This is a genomic window from Pseudomonas sp. B28(2017) (assembly GCF_002113025.1).
In the GTDB taxonomy this organism is placed as follows: domain Bacteria; phylum Pseudomonadota; class Gammaproteobacteria; order Pseudomonadales; family Pseudomonadaceae; genus Aquipseudomonas.
In genome coordinates this window covers 147,913-164,838 of sequence record NZ_NEJH01000003.1, presented here as the reverse complement: position 1 = coordinate 164,838, position 16,926 = coordinate 147,913, and the positions used below count along the sequence as shown (strand labels likewise).

Here is a 16,926-nt window from a genome sequence, read left to right as displayed (position 1 = left end):
AGATTTTGCCGATCACCACACTGGTGGCCAAAACCAGCCATCACGTCAGGACAAATTGCCTGGCACGACAAACGTTTTAATGACAGCACCCCTACGGTTTATGCGATAACGCTCGTTAGAAGCACCAGAGTACGCCGACCATGATCCAGATCACCCTGCCCGATGGTTCATTGCGTGAGTACGACCAGCCGCTGTCCGTGCACGAAGTAGCCGCCAGCATCGGCCCCGAACTGGCCAGCGCGGCCGTAGCGGGCCGAGTCGATGGTGTACTGGTGGACTGCGAATACATGATCGAGGCGGATGCCCGGGTCAGCATTGTCACCCCCAGGGAGCCGGACGGCCTGGAGATCCTGCGCCGCTCCTGTGCATTGATGCTGGCCATGGCGGTCAAGCAACTGCACCCACATGCGCAAATGCGCGCGGGAAAGGAATTGGGCGACGGTTTCTTTTACGAGTTCTCAGTCGAGCGTCCGCTGACTCCGGCGGACCTGCCCCTCATCGAGGCGCGCATGCAATCGCTGGCCGCGACCAATCACTCGATCCGGCGTCGGCTACCGCAAGAAAAAATGTCGCTGTACCGCCTGGGAGACACCGAATACCAGAGCCATGGACCGCACGTCCCCACCACCAAAGTCTTGCAGGCGTTTGCCCTCGATCACATCAGCGGAACGTTACAACAACGAATCTACGGCACATGCTGGTCCAGCCACCAGGAACTGCAACACTGGCGCGTTCCACCCCATGTGGTCGTTGTGAGCATGGATGACCGCCAGGCGACCTATGCACAAGCGGTGACCGAATCCTTGCGCCAACGGGGCGTGCGTGCCAAGGCCGACCTGCGTAACGAAAAGGTCGGCTACAAGATTCGCCAGCACAGCCAGACCGTGCCGTACCTGCTGGTGGTTGGCGAAAAAGAACAGGCTGGGGGCTTTGTCAGTGTGCGCAGTCGCACAGGGGAGGATTTTGGCCGGATGGCCGTCGAGGCGGCGTGTGAATGGTTGAGTCGGCCGGGGATCTAGGGGGCGTGTGAATGGTTGAGTCGCCCCCTAGGCAGGCAGTGGGGACGCTTTCGCAAGCAGGCTCGTCCCCACATTGATTGTGTGTCAATCACCAATCACCTGTGGGAGCGAGCCGGCTCCGGGCGGCGTTCCGACGAAGCTTTTAGGCTCTTGGCTTCACCGTGCCGCAATCCTGCCCCAACCAGACGGCGCGGGATTCGAGGCTGCCTTTCTGCTGAATGCCGGTGGCATTGAACGTCCCGTTGACCTTGGTGGTGAATTCGCGATCACTGACGAATGTCGCCACGCCCGCACCCTGGGCTCTCGGGCAGCTGAAGCGGAATTTCCACTGATTGCCGGAGCGGTCGGTGATTTCCTGCTTGCAGCCCGACTGCGGATCGGTCAGCGGAATGTTATCGGTCTTGACCTGCTCCGGGGTCAGGCACGCCCGGATCCCTTTGCCCCCCATGGTGATGCCCTGCTTTTCCAGCTGTGCGCGCTGCTCAGGGGTCATCTGGCTCTGAAGCTGACCCAGGATCAATTGCAGGTCCGGCATATTCTGCTCATCGACCTTCATGTTGCTCGTGGTCAGCTCCCACAATCCTGGTTGCAACATTTGCGCGTGAGCCGCCACAGGAAGTGCCAACCCAAATGCCATGGCCAAACCCAGCAGACGAACGTTCATCGAGTAACTCCTGATCAGTAGTGGCCGTTAGACGTCGGCCGCACGCTTCGGTTCATGGGCCAATTAATTAGCGACATTCTGCACGGAACATGGTCTGTTAAGCATTGAATCTTCAGGAGCAAGGCAGCCCCCATGGATTATTTTGGACCGCATATCTTCGGTTATACCATCGCCCTGCTGCACTCACTGGGCATGATCGCGGCCATACACGCGGTGTTGACCGTCCGTACCGCCCAAGGCTCGATCGCCTGGGCCCTGTCGCTGCTTTTCATCCCTTACCTCACGCTGATCCCTTACCTGGTGTTCGGCCGCAGCACCTTTGATGGCTATATCAAGGCCCGGCGGCAGGCCAACGAGGAAATGCGCAAGGCTGTCTCCGAACTCAACTGGCGGCCCTGGGTGGAAGAAGCACTCACCGCCCGCGCTTCTGCCGCATACGCCTCACTCAGAGCAATGCCCAGGCTCGGACACATGCCTTGCCTGGCCAATAACCAGATGCGGCTGTTGATCAACGGTCAGTCGACATTCGAGGCCATTTTCGATGCCATCAGCCGGGCAAAGGAAGCCGTGCTGATCCAGTTCTTCATCGTTCACGACGACCGCCTCGGCCAACGCCTGCAATCTCTGCTGTTGAAGAAAGCCGCCGAAGGCGTGGCGGTTTACCTGTTGTATGACCGAATCGGCAGCCACTCCCTGCCCCACGGCTACGTGCAGGTCTTGCGTGATGGCGGGGTCGAGGTCAAAGCCTTCGCCACCCGAAGTGGCTGGCTCAATCGCTTTCAGGTGAACTTTCGCAACCACCGCAAGATCGTGGTGGTGGACGGCATTCTCGGCTTCGTCGGCGGGCACAATGTCGGTGACGAATACATGGGCGAGAAACCGCCCCTGGCCCCTTGGCGCGATACCCACGTGCAAGTACGCGGGCCAGTGGTGGCGTGCATGCAGGAATCTTTCGCCGAGGACTGGTTCTGGGCCGCTCGTGCACTGCCGCCGCTGATCCTGCCCGAGATTTATCCGGAAGACGGCGTACTGTGCCAGTTACTCGCCAGCGGTCCGGCCGATGCCTGCGAAACCTGCTCATTGTTCTTTGTCGAGGCCATCCACGCGGCGACCGAGCGGGTCTGGATTACCAGCCCGTACTTCATCCCCGACGAAGCCGTGTTCGCGGCGTTGCGCCTGGCGGTACTGCGCGGAGTGGATGTGCGCCTGCTGTTGCCGTCCCGGCCCGACCACCGGATCGTCTACGCCGCCTCCAGCCTCTACGCCTTCGAAGCAGTGCGCGCCGGAGTACGGGTATTCCGTTACGAACCTGGGTTCCTGCACCAGAAAGTAGTGTTGATCGACAACGAAATCAGCGCCATCGGCAGCGCCAACATGGACAACCGTTCGTTCCGGCTGAATTTCGAAGTGATGCTGCTGACCGTTGACAGCGCGTTCGCCGCCGAGGTGGAACAGATGCTCAACGATGACTTTGCCAACGCCCACGAAATCGCCAAGGAAGAAGGCCGGGAGACCCGCCGCGTCCAACAGCTCGGCATGCGGGTCGCCCGCCTTATTTCACCGATTCTCTAGAGGTAGATATCGTCCCGGGTCCATGGCAGTTCATGACTTCCATCGGCGTGGGCCTTCACGGCGAGAATCTGGTGCAGGTTGATCCAGCCGCGGGCGAACGCGTAAGCGCAACCGGCCAGGTACAGCCGCCAGATGCGCAGGGCTTGCTCCGGTACGAGTCTGGAGGCCGCTTCGAGGTTGTCTTCCAGGCGTTCGCTCCAGTGATCGAGCGTACGGGCGTAGTGCAGACGCAAGCTCTCGACGTCGACGATTTCCAACCCGGCCTCACTGATCTCGGCAGAAATCATCGACAGGTGCGGCAGCTCGCCGTTGGGGAATACATATTTTTCGATGAATTCACCGGCACCGCGTCCCACTGGACGGCCATCGGTGTATTTGGCGGTGATCCCGTGGTTCATCACCAGGCCGCCGTCTTTCACCGCGCCGAACAAGGTCTTGCAGTACTCGGCAAGATTGGCGTGGCCAACGTGTTCGAACATGCCGACGCTGACAACCTTGTCGAAACGGCCATCCTGCGGCAGATCGCGATAGTCGAGCAGTTGCAGTTCGACCAGGTCCTCCAGGCCTTCCGCTTTTACGCGCTCCCGGGCCAGGGCCAACTGCTCCTTGCTGAGGGTGATACCGAACACTTTCGCGCCAAACTCTCGCGCCGCGTAACGCGCCAATCCGCCCCAACCGCAACCCACATCCAGCAGATATTCGCCGGGCTGCAGGCGCAGCTTGCGGCACAAATGACGGAACTTGGCTTGCTGGGCCTGCTCGAGGCTTTCGCTGCCGGTCTCGAAGTAAGCGCAGGAATACGCCATGTCGCTGTCGAGCCACAGCTGATAGAACGCATTGGAAAGGTCGTAGTGGTAGGAAATCGCCTTGGCGTCCATTTCTTTGTCGTGGGCGCTACGAACCGGCTGATTGTCGTCGCTTTCATCCAGCAACGCCTGGCTCCATTCATCGCAGACGCGGATCACATCGCTGATGGAGCCTTCAAGCTCAAGTTTGCCTTCGACAAATGCAGCGCCAAGAGCGTCCAGGCTTGGATGGTTAAACTGGGTGACCATTTGTGGGTCCTTGACCACAATCGTGACGCTGGGCGTCGGCCCCAGATTGAATTCATGGCCATCCCAGAGTCTGAGGCGAAGCGGTAATTGCAGATTCTGTAAGGCCGGTGGAAGTTGCGAGAGCATGGAGAATCCCCCTTGTTTCAGACGTCTGATCAGAGGGTAGACCATCTTTGAAAAATAGCTGGCTATCGAATTAATAGCCGTTTCCAATGATTCGCGACGCCTACACCTGCCGCCGCGAACGCACAAAATGATGTGCCCTCATATTCAATGACTACGAACCGCGGGCACAGTTCTAAAAAGTTGAAGTCCCCGCGATTACCCGATTTAGAGCATTCGCCTTCAGGCTTCATCCTTGAGTTTGAGCAGTGGCTCCTGGAACCGCAGCAAACGACCGGCATTGCCCAACACCAACAAGGTGCTGAGGTTATGCAGCAGCGCCGCAATCATCGCCCCGGCAGCGCCAAGCCAGCCGAACGCGGCGAAGGCCACGATCGCCAAGGTCCAGCCCAGTCCGATGATCACATTCACCTGCAGCGTCTGGCGGCACTGACGACTCAGGCGCACGCAGGTGCCAAGGCGGCGCAAGTCACTGCCGATCAGCACGATATCCGCCGATGCCAGGGCGATGTCTGCGCCGCCGGCGCCCATGGCTACACCGACCACACCAGCCTTGAGGGCCAGTGAGTCATTGATGCCATCGCCGACCACCATCGGCCGGAAGCCGCTATCGATCTCCTTGAGCACACGGTTGAGTTTGTCTTCGGGCAGCGCTTGCGCTTCGACGTCACTGATCCCGACATCCCGGGCGAGCGTTTGCGCGACGCTGTGCCGGTCACCGGTGAGCAACAACTGGCGACCCAATCCAAGGTCACGCAACTCGCTCAAGGCAAACTGCGCCTCGGGTTTGACGCTGTCGGCCAGCAACAGCCACGCAAGGAACTCACCATTGAGTGCCAACCCTGCGATCGGACCGTCGTGATCGGGAACCGTTGTTGTGCTGATGCCCAGTTGCGCGAACAACTCCGGTCGGCCGAGCGCCGCTTCGCCCTGCCCGGTCATCGCCACCACGCCCAGGCCCTGGCGCTCATGGATGTCGGAAAGCAGCAGGAAATGCTCTTGGGTCACCAATCCCGCCAGCGCTCGGCTGACCGGGTGACTGCTGGCCGAACCAAGGCTGGCAGCCAGCTTGAGGACATGGCTGCGGTCCTCAAGCGGACTGTCGATGGATTGCAGGCGCAAGGTGCCGAAGGTCAGCGTCCCGGTTTTATCGACCACCAGGGAGGTGAGGTCTGCCAACTCTTCAAGGAACGCAGAACTGCGGATCAAAATGCCGTGACGTGCCGCTACGGCCACACCGGCAATCGCCGTGGCCGGTGCCGACAACACCAATGCACAAGGACAGGCTGCGACCAACACCGCGAGCATCGCTTGAGCGTTGTTGGTGATGAACCAGGTCACGGCGGCCAGCAGCAACACCAGCACCATATAGCTGCCGGCGTAACGCTCCAGCAGACGAGTGATCGGCGGCTTGGAGCGCTCGGCGTTTTGCATCAGGGCGATGACTTTACCGAGGGTCGACTCCTGGCCGGTGCGGGTCACTTCGATTCGCAGCAGACCGTCGAGGTTGATCGCACCACCGAACACCGACATGCCGACGCCAGCCTCGATCGGTACCGACTCGCCGGTAATGGAGGCGGTGTCCAGACTGGCCTGACCGGACAACACCCGGCCATCCGCCGGCACCCGGTCCCCGGCGCGCACCTCGACCCGATCACCAGCCTTGAGCGTGCCATTGTCGACTTCGATGATGGAGCCGTCCGCCTGAATCTTGCGTGCGTGGCTGCGGGTCAGTTTGCCCAGTGCGTGAATCGCTTCCTGGGAGCCGATCACGCTGCGCTCTTCCAGCACGTGGCCGAAAATCATGATGATCGGCAACAGCGCCGCCGTCAGCAGATCGCCGGTGGCCCAGGCACCCAGCATGGCCAGGGCAATCAATTGATCGGTGATGCCGTGCAGGCTTGGATAACGCAAGCTGTACCAGGCCGAGCGCATGACCGGCACAGCGACCAGCAACGAGGCGAACCCCAGCAGCAATTGACTGACACCGGACTGCTCCGGCGCCAGCCATCGCCAGATCAGGCCCAGCGCAAGCAGGCCCAATGCGAGCATGGCCAGGGTCAGTTGGCGCGCGGCGCTACGTTGTTCTGCCGAAGACAACATGCTCGGCGCGGTGGCGGTTTGCGCAGTCATTGTGTTGCTCCCTGAATGATCAGGCGGGAATCGTCTTTGGGATCGACCGTCGTGACAGAGCCGGCCTGGCCGAGAATTTTCGGCATCCGCTCGCGATAGATGCGCAGCAGCATTTGCGGGTCAGTCCCCTGCTGCTGCGCCTTGGCCAGGCTCAACACTGTGGCGGTATCTGCCGAGGCTTTGGCCAGTCGCTCGCTCGCCTGGGCATGGGCCACTTGCAGGGTACGGTCGGCTTGCTCATTGGCGGACTGCGTCAACTTCTCGGCTTCGGTGCGCGCATTGGCGACGGCCTTATCGGCTTGCTGGCTGGCCGTCAGTACTGCGTTGAAAGCGTTCACCGCAGGGCTTGGCAAACTCGATTGCACATCCACCCGCGCCACTTCGATCCCCAAGCCTTGCCCTGTTGCAGTGAGTTCCGCCAGCCGTTGATTGATGCCCTGCACCAGATCACCACGCAAGCGCTCGCGTCGTTCCGCCGCCTGGTTATCGGCGCCGATCAATTCCGGACGAGCGACCAGGATGGTGTCCAGATCCCGGGCGGCGGTGAGCGCTACTGCGCTGCGGGTCACCAGACGATCCAGCGCCGGCAACACGTGTTCGCCCTGAAGCACGAACGCATAAGGCTCGGTGACTTTGTAGAAAACCCGCACATCGAGTTGCACCACACCGGCATCCCCCGTTAACAGATAGCCGGAGCCTGCGAGGGTATCGCTGATGGGCGTGGCAAAACTGGCCACGCGATCTGCCTGCATCGCGACACCACTGCGCAACAGACTGTCCACTCGCCGCTCGATCACCCGATCCGCCGCCGGCAACAAAATCACCTGTTCGAACGGTTGCGGCCAAGCCAATAACAGCCCGGCATTCTGGATGCGATCCAGCGCGCCGAAATGCAAAACCACGGCGCGATTTTGTGGATCGATCTGCCGCACATTGGAAAACGCCCACGCTAACGCCGCCAATACCGTCACTGCGTACAGGGCAATAAACGCCAATCGCCCGGCCTGAATCCAGGGGCTGCTCAACTCATTTGTTCCACGTGGAACCAAACTCATGGCTGCGATCCGGACTTGTTGTCGAGGCTCGGCGGACCGTCAACCAACACCCGGAACGGTGCGGCGTCGGTGCGCAGAATCAGCTTGGTTCCGGGCGTCACCACCGTACCCAGCGTGTCGAGTGAGCGCAGCAGGTTGTAGAGCTGCGGCGATCCAGCATAGGCACGCCCATAAATCTGCGCCGCTTCGACCCGAGATTGCGCTTCGATATCCGCCGCTTTCACCGTGGCATCGGCCTGCACAATTCGCGCATCGCGCTCGGCGGCGGAACGAATTTGCGCAGCTTCACGCTTGCCGATGGCCGTGCGTTCAGTGGCGATGGTTTCACGCTCGGCACGCATCCGGTCAACGGTCGCGGTGAGCGTCACCGAAGGCAGCGTCAATCGTTCGATACCGACCTGCAACACGCGCACGCCATAAGTGGTGAGCAGTTGCTGATCGATTTGCTTGCGCAGTTGTGCTTCGAAATCGGCGATGCGCACCTGGCTGGCATCGGTATTCACCAAGTTCGCCAGATCAAAACTGCTGGCGGTGGTTTCCAGTGCGGAGCCGACAAAGGTGCGAATCTGCCGCGCGGCTTCATCGGGCTGGTTCTGCACCGCGCGCATGAAACGTTGCACGTTGTCTGGATCGCCCTGTACCTGCCACGCCACGTAAGCCTGGACGATGATGCGCAAACCGTCCCGGGTACCGACATCCTGCAAACCACTGGACGTGGTGCGCAGCCGCAGATCCACCGGAATCGCCGCCTCGAACGGTGCCGGCCAGCGCCAGCCCAACCCTGGTTCCAGCAAGACTCGTGAAGGGTTGCCGAAGCGTGTGATCACCGTGGCCTCACCCGAACGCACCTGCACCAGGCTTGCGGCAGCGACTGCAAACGCCACCAGCAATGCAGCCCACCCCATGCGACGCCACGGGAATGGACCGGCCTCCTGCGGATCGCCGTGGTGATGATGGTGATGGCCGTGGTGGTGATGCCCGCCATGGCCGTGATCGTCGCCGGCGTGGTCATCGTGATCGTGAGTATGGGACTGGCTCAATTGGCAGCTCCTGGCTGAGCGGTTTTACGCGACGGCGCAGGGTCAACCGGCAGCGTGAACGTACGGAGGTCGATGGTCGGCGCATTGCTGCTGCCGCCCAGACGACGATCAAGAACCAGCAATTTGGCATTGGCCAAACCCTGGGACAACTGACTGAAATATTGCTCCAGCACAAAAGCCTGACCGGCGCTGGCGAAGGCTTTCTGTTCGGCGTTGAATTTCAGGTCTGCCGCTTGGGCGCCAGCATTGATTTCACGGGCGCTGGCCGTCGCCTGATCGCGGGCGATGCTGGCCTGCAACTGCGCCTGGTTGGTGGCCTCGGCAGCGGCGCCGCGTTCCCGAGCGATCAACGCTTGTGCACCAATCTGCGCCGCTTGCACGCCGTGATAGGCGTTGGCTGCACCGGCCGGCGGGTGAATCGCCTCGACCACCGTGGCGAGAATTTCCACGCCGCTGTCGAGTTTTTGCAGGTCAGCCTGGACGGCGCGGCCGATTTCTTCCGCCAGCCCTACCCTGTCCTCGCCAAGCAAACCGTCGAGGGTGCGGGAAGCGAAGTCGTGAACCAGGATTCGGCTGGCAGTGCTGCGGATCAACATCGGCACATCGGCACTGTTATAGGTCGCGGCCAACGCCGCCTCATCGCTGAGGCCAATGCGATAGACGAAGCGCACGTCCATGTTGACGATCTGAAAGCTCTGCTTGTCGGCTCGGCTGCTGGCGATCACCTGGGATTTGTCGTTCACGTGGCTGGCGTCCCACAGGCGATTGGCAATCGCCGGGGCCGGGCCTTCGGCAGGGTCGGCCTGAGCGGGGGCCGAGGTTTCGCCAACACTGGTGGCCAACTCGTGAACCACGCCATTCTCGACGCTCAACACCCGGCCCAATGGCCATGGCAAGCCGGCATGCAAACCGGGGCCAAACACCTCCACTGGCTTGCCGAATCGCTCGTAGATGCCACGCCCTTGCAGCGCAACTTCGTGAATGCCGGTCAGTGACCAGCCAACCAGCGCAACCACCGCCAACACCGGCAGGAACGCCCGACGCATATAAGTGAAGGCCCAGATCTGCCGCAGATCGATGCCGAAGCGGTTATGCAATTCGTGCTGCAACGCCAGCAATGGCTGGGGTGGCCAGCGCAGCATGTCAGCGACAAAACTGCGCGCCAGCAGCTCCGGCTCAAGGCGTTCGCGGCGCGGGCTGAACAATGACAACACCGCGCGCAGCAACAGTTCTGCCGCCACCAGCCCCGGCAGCAGGCCGATCAACACCGCCAGGCGTACGGGCCATACCGACGTTTCATCGGCAAACAACAGACAAAAAGCACCGAGTACCAGGCTGATGATCGTCACACGAGTCAATTGCGCCAACGCGGCGGCTTCGGGCCATTGCGCGGTGTTTTCCTGCGCCAGATGACGCTCCATCACCAACAGGCCGAACGCCAACAGCAATGCGCATGCCGCTCCGACAGTGGCCGTCAGACCCAACACTGCCGGGGGTAAAGTGAGATTCCAGGCCTGTTCTATGCCCAATATCGCCAGCAATGCCCAACCGCCAAGCCACAGCGTCGGCGCGCCGATTTGCCCGAGCAAGTGCCGAGATTGCTGGCCGATCCGGTCCAGCAAACGTTCATACCACCCGGCAGGGGCGACAGGTTCGTCGACAACGACCATCGGCACCACGGGATTCATGGCGCGGGCACGCCACTGGGCCACCCACCAGGCCGATTGCACACCCGCCATCAACACGACAAACGCCATGCTCAGGTTCAGCAGCAACGCTGGCCACAATGTTTGCGACGTAAACAGCCCGGCAAAAAGCGCCAGCAGCACAGCCACAGTCGCGAGTACGCCCGCACCGATGGCGAACTGGCGCAAACGCCGCCCTTGAATGAACGCCTGCTGAAAGCGCGGCAACCCGGCTAGCGGCGTTTCATCAGCATCGAGATCGACTTGCATACCACCCCAGAATGTCTTCACTTACATGACAATTCGTTACGATATAACGATAAAGGTGAAATTTCCGTACTCAAGCGCGCTATCTAAGGATGCCCAACCTGTCGCTTACCTGAAGCCTTGACCGAAATGCTGCGGAATGCACATATTACGTTCGTAATTTTATTCAGGGACTACTTTTACCGATCTCTTTCCCTTTCGATCCAGGAGTACATCCATGAGCACTTATGACGTCGTGATACTCGGCGGTGGCCCCGGCGGTTACAACGCGGCGATCCGCGCCGGACAACTGGGTCTGAAAGCCGCCTGCGTGGAAGGACGCGCCACACTTGGCGGCACCTGCCTGAACGTCGGCTGCATGCCATCCAAGGCGTTGCTGCATGCCTCCGAACTGTACGACGCAGCCATGGGCGCGGAATTCGCCAATCTGGGGATCGAAGTCAAACCCGTGCTCAACCTCGCCCAGATGATGAGGCAAAAGGATGAAAGCGTTACCGGGCTGACCAAGGGCATCGAGTTTCTTTTCCGCAAAAACAAAGTCGACTGGATCAGAGGCTGGGGCCACATCGACGGACCGGGCAAAGTCACCGTGACCGATAGTGCTGGCGGCAAGACCGAACTGAGCGCCAGGGACATCATCATCGCCACCGGTTCCGAACCCACTCCCCTGCCCGGTGTGGACATCGATAACAAACGCATCCTCGACTCCACCGGCGCCCTGGCACTCACCGAGGTACCCAGGCATCTGGTGGTGATCGGCGCCGGCGTGATCGGCCTGGAGCTGGGTTCGGTATGGCGGCGCCTGGGGGCGCAGGTAACGGTGGTCGAGTTTCTCGACCGGATCTGCCCCGGTGTGGACATCGAAGCCGGCAAAACCCTGCAGCGTTCCCTGAGCAAACAAGGCTTGAGTTTCAAGTTGAGTTCAAAAGTCACCAGCGCCACCACCTCCGCCACCGGCGTGCAGCTCAGCATCGAGCCTGCCGCAGGCGGTACCGCGCAATTGCTTGAAGCCGATTACGTGCTGGTGGCCATCGGGCGCCGACCTTATACAAAGGGCCTGGGCCTGGAGAACGTCGGCCTCGCCACGGACAAGCGCGGCATGCTCGCCAACAAGGGGCATCGCACCGAAGCCGTCGGGGTCTGGGTGATTGGTGACGTGACCTCCGGCCCCATGCTCGCCCACAAGGCCGAGGACGAAGCCATGGCCTGCGTCGAACAGATGGTCGGCAAGGCTGGCGAGGTCAATTACAACCTGATCCCCAGTGTGGTCTACACCAAACCGGAGCTGGCCAGCGTCGGCAAGACCGAAGAGCAGCTCAAGGCTGAAGGCCGGGCATACAAGGTCGGCAAATTTCCCTTTACCGCCAACAGTCGGGCGAAGATCAACCACGAAACCGAAGGCTTCGCCAAAGTGCTGGCCGATGAGCGCACCGACGAAGTCCTTGGCGTGCATCTGGTTGGCCCCAGCGTCAGTGAAATGATTGGCGAGTATTGCGTGGCCATGGAATTCAGCGCCTCGGCCGAGGACATCGCCCTGACCTGCCACCCACACCCGACCCGCTCCGAGGCCTTGCGTCAGGCGGCGATGAATGTGGAGGGAATGGCGACGCAGATGTAAGACCCGGAGGACTTGGGTGACAGATCTATCGCCATCGTCGGATCGCCGCCCGGAGCAGGCTCGCTCCCACATGGTTTGCGCTGTACCTGTGGGAGCGAGCCTGCTCGCGATAGCAGTATATGTGGTTTAAAGAGGCAAATGCTCCAACGGCAACGCCCCCGGGGCCTTCACCGTGTGAATCGCAAAGTTGCTGCGGATGTCGCTCACACCCGGCAACTTCAACAAACGCCCGGTGAGAAACCGGTCATAGGCACGCAAGTCCGGCACCACCACTTGCAGCAGAAAATCCGATTCCCCTGACACCAGAAACGCCGAAATGACCTCGGGCAATGCCGTCACCGCGAGGCGAAAGGCTTCGGCTTGTTCGTCGTTATGACGTTCGACCTTGACCCCGACAAACACCGTCAGCCCCAACCCCACTTCATCGCGATCCAGGTTGGCCTGGTAGCCGCGAATAACCCCAGCCTCTTCAAGCATCCGCACCCGGCGCAAGCAAGGCGATGCAGACAGGCCAATCTCGTCTGCCAGTTGCACATTGCTCAGGCGACCATCCCGTTGCAGCGCGGCGAGAATCTTGCGGTCGTAGGCATCGAGTTTCATGGTTTGGCAGATCCTGATGGTTCAAGTGTGAATAAGTGGCAGATTATGCCAAGACAGAAGCCGATAGAAGCCAACAACGCAAGCACCTGCCCTGCCCTCCAGCCCTAGACTGACACGACCGAATCGACAACGAATGGGGTGCAACATGCAGGGGCTCTGGCTGTTTTTCATGGCGCTGGCGGTGGTCTATCTATTGCCGGGGCCAGACATGATCCTGCTGTTGCAGACCGGTGCCCGCCAGGGCAAAGGCGCCGCGCTGGCGACGGCCGTGGGGTTGGGCATCGCCCGGGGTTGCCATGTGGCATTGGCGGCGCTGGGGTTGGCGGCACTGTTCAAGGCTGCGCCCTGGACCTTCGACGTGGTGCGCCTGGCAGGTGCCGCGTACTTGCTGTGGATCGGCATTCAGTGCCTGCGAACCACAATGCTGCCGAGCCTCACCAGCGCCGACGCAACCGGCGAAAAACCGCGCTGGGGCGCCGCCATTCGACGCGGACTGCTGACCAACCTGCTCAATCCCAAGGCACTGTTGTTCTGCTCGGTGTTGCTACCGCAGTTCATCAATCCTCAGGACGGAGCGGTGCTAGGACAATTCGCGACGTTGGGCGTGGTGCTGGTCGGTGTCGGTTTGCTGTTCGACAGCGCCTACGCTCTGGTTGGCGCAGCGCTCGGCCGTTGGCTGCAACGCAGCCCCTCAGCCCAGCGCCTGCAACAATGGTTGTTCGGCAGCCTGTTGATCGGTTTCGCCGTACGGCTGACCTTTGTGCAGCAGGCCTGAACCTCACTGCGCCTTGCGGCGGCGATTGAACAACAGCGCGGCTGCCAACACCGCCAGTACGCCACCAACCTGTAACGGCCTCTTGTACGGGCGCAAGGCCGAACGCGCAGCGTCGGTGACTTGGGTCACGTAGCGCTTGTCGGCGTTCTCGAAGTCGGGATACGGACACTGGTGGCCGAAATCGGCGGCCCATTCCACATAAGGCCCTTCTTTGACATAACGCTGATAAATCGCACTTTGCTCCTCGAGGCTGCTGTTCCACCCAGAAGCCTCGCACAGCACCGCCGCAAACGCCTGGCTGGTGTGAGGCAAGTTATCCGCCGCCTTGTTCGCCAGCGCCGTGGCCACGAAGCGATAGTGGTAACGCTGATCAGGCCGGGCAGCGCTGGCCTGCTGACGCTTCACTTCGTCCTCGGCCACTAATGGACCGACCTTGAGTTCGGCGCTTTCGAGAACGTAGTTACCGCCGAACGTGGCGTAATCCGGCGCCATTTCATAGCCCAGAATGTCCATGCCCCACTCGCGTGCCGTCCAGGCCGCATTGAACAGCGCTGCGGCGCGACGAGTCGGCCACCAGGCCGAATCAGCCGCCAGACGTTGCTCGCCATACAGCTTGGCCTTGTGCCGCAAGCCGTCATTGTCGAAGTAAGCCAGCGCTTGCTCGTAATGCCCCTCGCGCAACAAACGCCGCGCCAACAGATTGCGCAGGCTCGCCGCCACCGGCAAGGGCACGTAGTTGTCGCGGTCCTGCTGGCTGAGCGGCGGCGGGGCCGGCACTTGTGTGTCGACGTAGTGCTTGAGCTCTTCGAGGGTCAACACGCGCTCGGCCACGGTGGCGGCGTCGAACCAGTAAATGCTCTGGCTGCGATACAACTGATCGAAGGCTTGCAGGTAATCCCCGCGTTGCAGGGCCAGGATCGCACTTTCTCCCTCGACACGGCATTTGGGCTGCAGTGTTTCGTAATCGAAGTCCGGAGTCCGTCGCTCACCCCAGGATTCATTCTGCGGGAAGGCCTGGGCCGCTTTGGCATAGGCTGCGGCGGCCGCGGTTTTATCGCCCTCGCGCACCGCCAGTTTTGCCCGCAACCACCAGGCCAATCCACCATCGCCGGCATGTTCGAGGAAAACCTTGGCGCTGGCGTAATCGCCCTGTTGATAATTCATCGCCGCCAGGCGGTCGGCGTTTTCGAGACTGCCACGGGTGCTATGTTGCAGCAGCTTGATCATTTTTTGTTCGTTAGCAGGTTGATCGCCGAATGACCAGCCCAACCGGCTGATCAGCGATGCGGTCACCAACTGCTGCACGGGCTGGCCCTTGAGCAACTCGGCCACTTGATCATCCGGCAGCGTCATCAAGTCCGTCATCAATAGCTTCAGCGAGTTGTAGCCCACCGTGGAGCCGTGCAGATTTTGCGTGGCGTACAGCTCGATGGCACGGTTCCAGTCCCCGGCGGTGCGCACCACCCGGGCTTCTTCGCCGAGGCTGGCGACACCCAGCTCAAGTGGATCGCTGAAGCCGTCGATGCTCAGTTGCCGGGTTTGCTCAAAGGCCTTGCGGGATTGTTCGAGCAAGTCCGGATTCGCGTCGGCTTCGACGCTCATGGTGAATAACGCGCGCCCCAGTGAGTAAGCCGCCCAGGTGCTGCGCGAAGCCCGTTGTTCTGCGGGCAAGGCCAGCACTTGCTTGAAATACCCGGCAGCCAGGGCCGAATCGCCCACGCCAAATGCCACGGCGCCCGCCAGGTACAACCTGAGCTCGGGCGGCAGTTGCGCCCCTTCGGTTTCAACCTGACGTGCATTGGTCAGGCTGCGCAGGTGTTTCACCAACACTTGTTGCTCAGCGGAAAGACCCGCCTGCTCAGCCTGATCCCGCTGCGCTGCAAGGTCAGGTTCATCGCTGTAGTTGGCGCCAGCGGTGACGTTCTTCAATCCTTTGATGGCGTGGCCGAGCCGGTTGATTTCGAAGCCGAAGTTGCCTTCCGGCAGTTCCGCCAGCGACTGGCCACGGTTATCCAGCAGGCGCATGGGAAAGTCCGGGCCGCAGGCCAGCGCCGAACCCAGCGGCAGGCTGAGGCTCAGGCAAAGCAAATGACGCGGCCAGTTACGGGTGAACATTCGAACCTCCTTGATCAATGTGTGCGCAGCGAGCCCAACCAATGGCACGCTGTCCGCCGGCCGGTATTCGACCGTCGCGCAAGCGGGTGAAGGTAAGCAGATCCGAACGCTGTTGCAACGCGTAACCGGCCAGGGCATCGGCCCCCTCACAACCACTGACCGCCAATGTCAGGCGTTCGGGCCAAGCGCTGTCGAGATTGCCCTGGTTGCTGATGCCAATGTCATAGAGGCCATTGTCGGACGAGAGTTTCAGCGTCAATCGACTGTCGAGGACATCGCCGCGAGCCACGGCGCGCAAGGTGGTCAGACTCCAGGCCCGACGGTCGTTGGCCAGTGGCAGGCGAAACCAGATCAGGCCCGCCAGATGCTTCGGTGGATCGGCACGCAGTTCGGCGCCGAGGCTGCGCAATGACTGCGGATCGGCCAGTAATTCCCGGCGCAGGCCTTCACGCTCCACGGTCACTTCGCTTTCCACAACAGGCGCGCCGCCCGCCGACGGCAGCAACGCCACGCCGTAGGCTGGCAGCGCCAGATAGAACGGTTTTGTCGTGACGCGGCTCCAGGCCTTCGCCCATTGCCGGGCCTGATCGGCATCAAACAAACCGCGACGCGGATCGCTCACCGCATGCACCTGCAACACGCTGCTGTCGACTGTGGATAACAACGCCGGCAGTTCGCGACTGTCGAGCCAGGACGGCAACGCGGTGATGCTCAGCGGCAGCGAAGTCGGCAACGCTTCACGCAAATTCGCAAGAAATTCGCGGTACGCCGGCAGCCGGGCATTACCCGCATCGTGGTCGATTTCCACACCGGCGAGGTTCAACCCTTGTCCCTGCCAATCGCTGATCACCTGGCGGATTTGCGCTGTGATCTCTTCCTGGTCCAGCGCCTTGAGCTGTCCATCCAGGCGAACCACCGCAATCACCGGCCGGCCATCGCGCTTGAGCAACTGCCAATCCACTCGGGCTCGGCTCCAGCCCGCCTTGGGGAAGGCCTGCAAGGCCAGCACCCGCAACGTCGAAAAGTCTGCACGGCTGTCCCTGAGGGCGGCCTCGTGGGCCGGCGTCCACTGCCGCTGCCAGACGTAGAGTTGCTGATCCAGCGGCGGTGCGTCCTTTCTTTCGCAACCGGTGGTCAGCGCCAGCGCTATTAGCAAGGCGATCGAGCGAGTGAAAAAAACCATTGAAACGCCTGTTCCTGAAAGG

General features: G+C 61.3%; 13 protein-coding genes. 4 read left to right on the top strand and 9 right to left on the bottom strand.

Going from position 1 to position 16,926, the window contains the following annotated elements:
* Positions 1-140: 140 nt before the first annotated feature.
* Positions 141-1,019: a His/Gly/Thr/Pro-type tRNA ligase C-terminal domain-containing protein gene (locus CAF65_RS09985; protein ID WP_085716145.1), complete on the top strand. Its 879-nt coding sequence runs from the start codon at positions 141-143 to the stop codon at positions 1,017-1,019.
* A 142-nt stretch (positions 1,020-1,161) separates the two neighbouring features.
* Here CAF65_RS09985 and CAF65_RS09980 read toward each other — a convergent pair whose 3' ends face one another.
* Positions 1,162-1,683 carry a DUF3617 domain-containing protein gene (locus tag CAF65_RS09980; RefSeq protein ID WP_085716144.1) on the bottom strand — a complete coding sequence of 174 codons (522 nt, stop codon included), beginning with the start codon at positions 1,681-1,683 and terminating at the stop codon, positions 1,162-1,164.
* 132 nt (positions 1,684-1,815) lie between these two features.
* Here CAF65_RS09980 and cls point away from each other — a divergent pair, with 132 nt between their 5' ends.
* Positions 1,816-3,255 carry a cardiolipin synthase gene (cls, locus tag CAF65_RS09975; protein ID WP_085716143.1) on the top strand — a complete coding sequence of 480 codons (1,440 nt, stop codon included), beginning with the start codon at positions 1,816-1,818 and terminating at the stop codon, positions 3,253-3,255.
* Here cls and cfaB read toward each other — a convergent pair.
* From cfaB to hflK (CAF65_RS09950), 5 genes are all read right to left on the bottom strand, one after another.
* Positions 3,252-4,436: a C17 cyclopropane fatty acid synthase CfaB gene (cfaB, locus tag CAF65_RS09970; protein WP_085716142.1), complete on the bottom strand. Its 1,185-nt coding sequence runs from the start codon at positions 4,434-4,436 to the stop codon at positions 3,252-3,254. The two genes, cls and cfaB, sit on opposite strands and share 4 nt — an antisense overlap.
* A gap of 219 nt (positions 4,437-4,655) precedes the next feature.
* A complete protein-coding gene (locus tag CAF65_RS09965) occupies positions 4,656-6,566 on the bottom strand; it encodes a cation-translocating P-type ATPase (protein WP_085716141.1) in 1,911 nt (636 codons plus the stop codon).
* On the bottom strand, positions 6,563-7,621 hold the full coding sequence (hflK, locus tag CAF65_RS09960; protein WP_085716140.1) for a protease modulator HflK: 1,059 nt from the start codon (positions 7,619-7,621) through the stop codon (positions 6,563-6,565). Before hflK (CAF65_RS09960) ends, CAF65_RS09965 begins: the two co-directional genes overlap by 4 nt.
* A complete protein-coding gene (gene hflC, locus CAF65_RS09955; protein ID WP_085716139.1) occupies positions 7,618-8,661 on the bottom strand; it encodes a protease modulator HflC in 1,044 nt (347 codons plus the stop codon). Before hflC ends, hflK (CAF65_RS09960) begins: the two co-directional genes overlap by 4 nt.
* Positions 8,658-10,616: a protease modulator HflK gene (gene hflK, locus CAF65_RS09950; RefSeq protein WP_085716138.1), complete on the bottom strand. Its 1,959-nt coding sequence runs from the start codon at positions 10,614-10,616 to the stop codon at positions 8,658-8,660. The genes hflC and hflK (CAF65_RS09950) overlap by 4 nt, the downstream gene beginning before the upstream one ends.
* A 214-nt stretch (positions 10,617-10,830) precedes the next feature.
* Here hflK (CAF65_RS09950) and lpdA point away from each other — a divergent pair, with 214 nt between their 5' ends.
* On the top strand, positions 10,831-12,231 hold the full coding sequence (lpdA, locus tag CAF65_RS09945) for a dihydrolipoyl dehydrogenase (RefSeq protein ID WP_085716137.1): 1,401 nt from the start codon (positions 10,831-10,833) through the stop codon (positions 12,229-12,231).
* Positions 12,232-12,357: 126 nt separating this feature from the next.
* On the opposite strand, the gene CAF65_RS09940 is transcribed toward lpdA, so the two are convergent.
* Positions 12,358-12,831, bottom strand: coding sequence for an Lrp/AsnC family transcriptional regulator (locus CAF65_RS09940; protein WP_007969928.1), 474 nt, complete (start codon positions 12,829-12,831; stop codon positions 12,358-12,360).
* Between the two features lie 145 nt (positions 12,832-12,976).
* Here CAF65_RS09940 and CAF65_RS09935 point away from each other — a divergent pair, with 145 nt between their 5' ends.
* Complete coding sequence (locus CAF65_RS09935; RefSeq protein ID WP_085716136.1) at positions 12,977-13,606, top strand: LysE family translocator; 630 nt, start codon at positions 12,977-12,979, stop codon at positions 13,604-13,606.
* Between the two features lie 3 nt (positions 13,607-13,609).
* Here the strand turns inward: CAF65_RS09935 and CAF65_RS09930 are convergent, their stop codons facing one another.
* Together CAF65_RS09930 and CAF65_RS09925 are read right to left on the bottom strand one after the other, a co-directional pair.
* Entirely contained in the window at positions 13,610-15,721 is a 2,112-nt protein-coding gene (locus CAF65_RS09930) for a hypothetical protein (protein ID WP_085716135.1), read from the bottom strand.
* A complete protein-coding gene (locus tag CAF65_RS09925) occupies positions 15,708-16,904 on the bottom strand; it encodes a DUF3142 domain-containing protein (RefSeq protein WP_085716134.1) in 1,197 nt (398 codons plus the stop codon). The genes CAF65_RS09930 and CAF65_RS09925 overlap by 14 nt, the downstream gene beginning before the upstream one ends.
* Positions 16,905-16,926 lie beyond the last annotated feature (22 nt).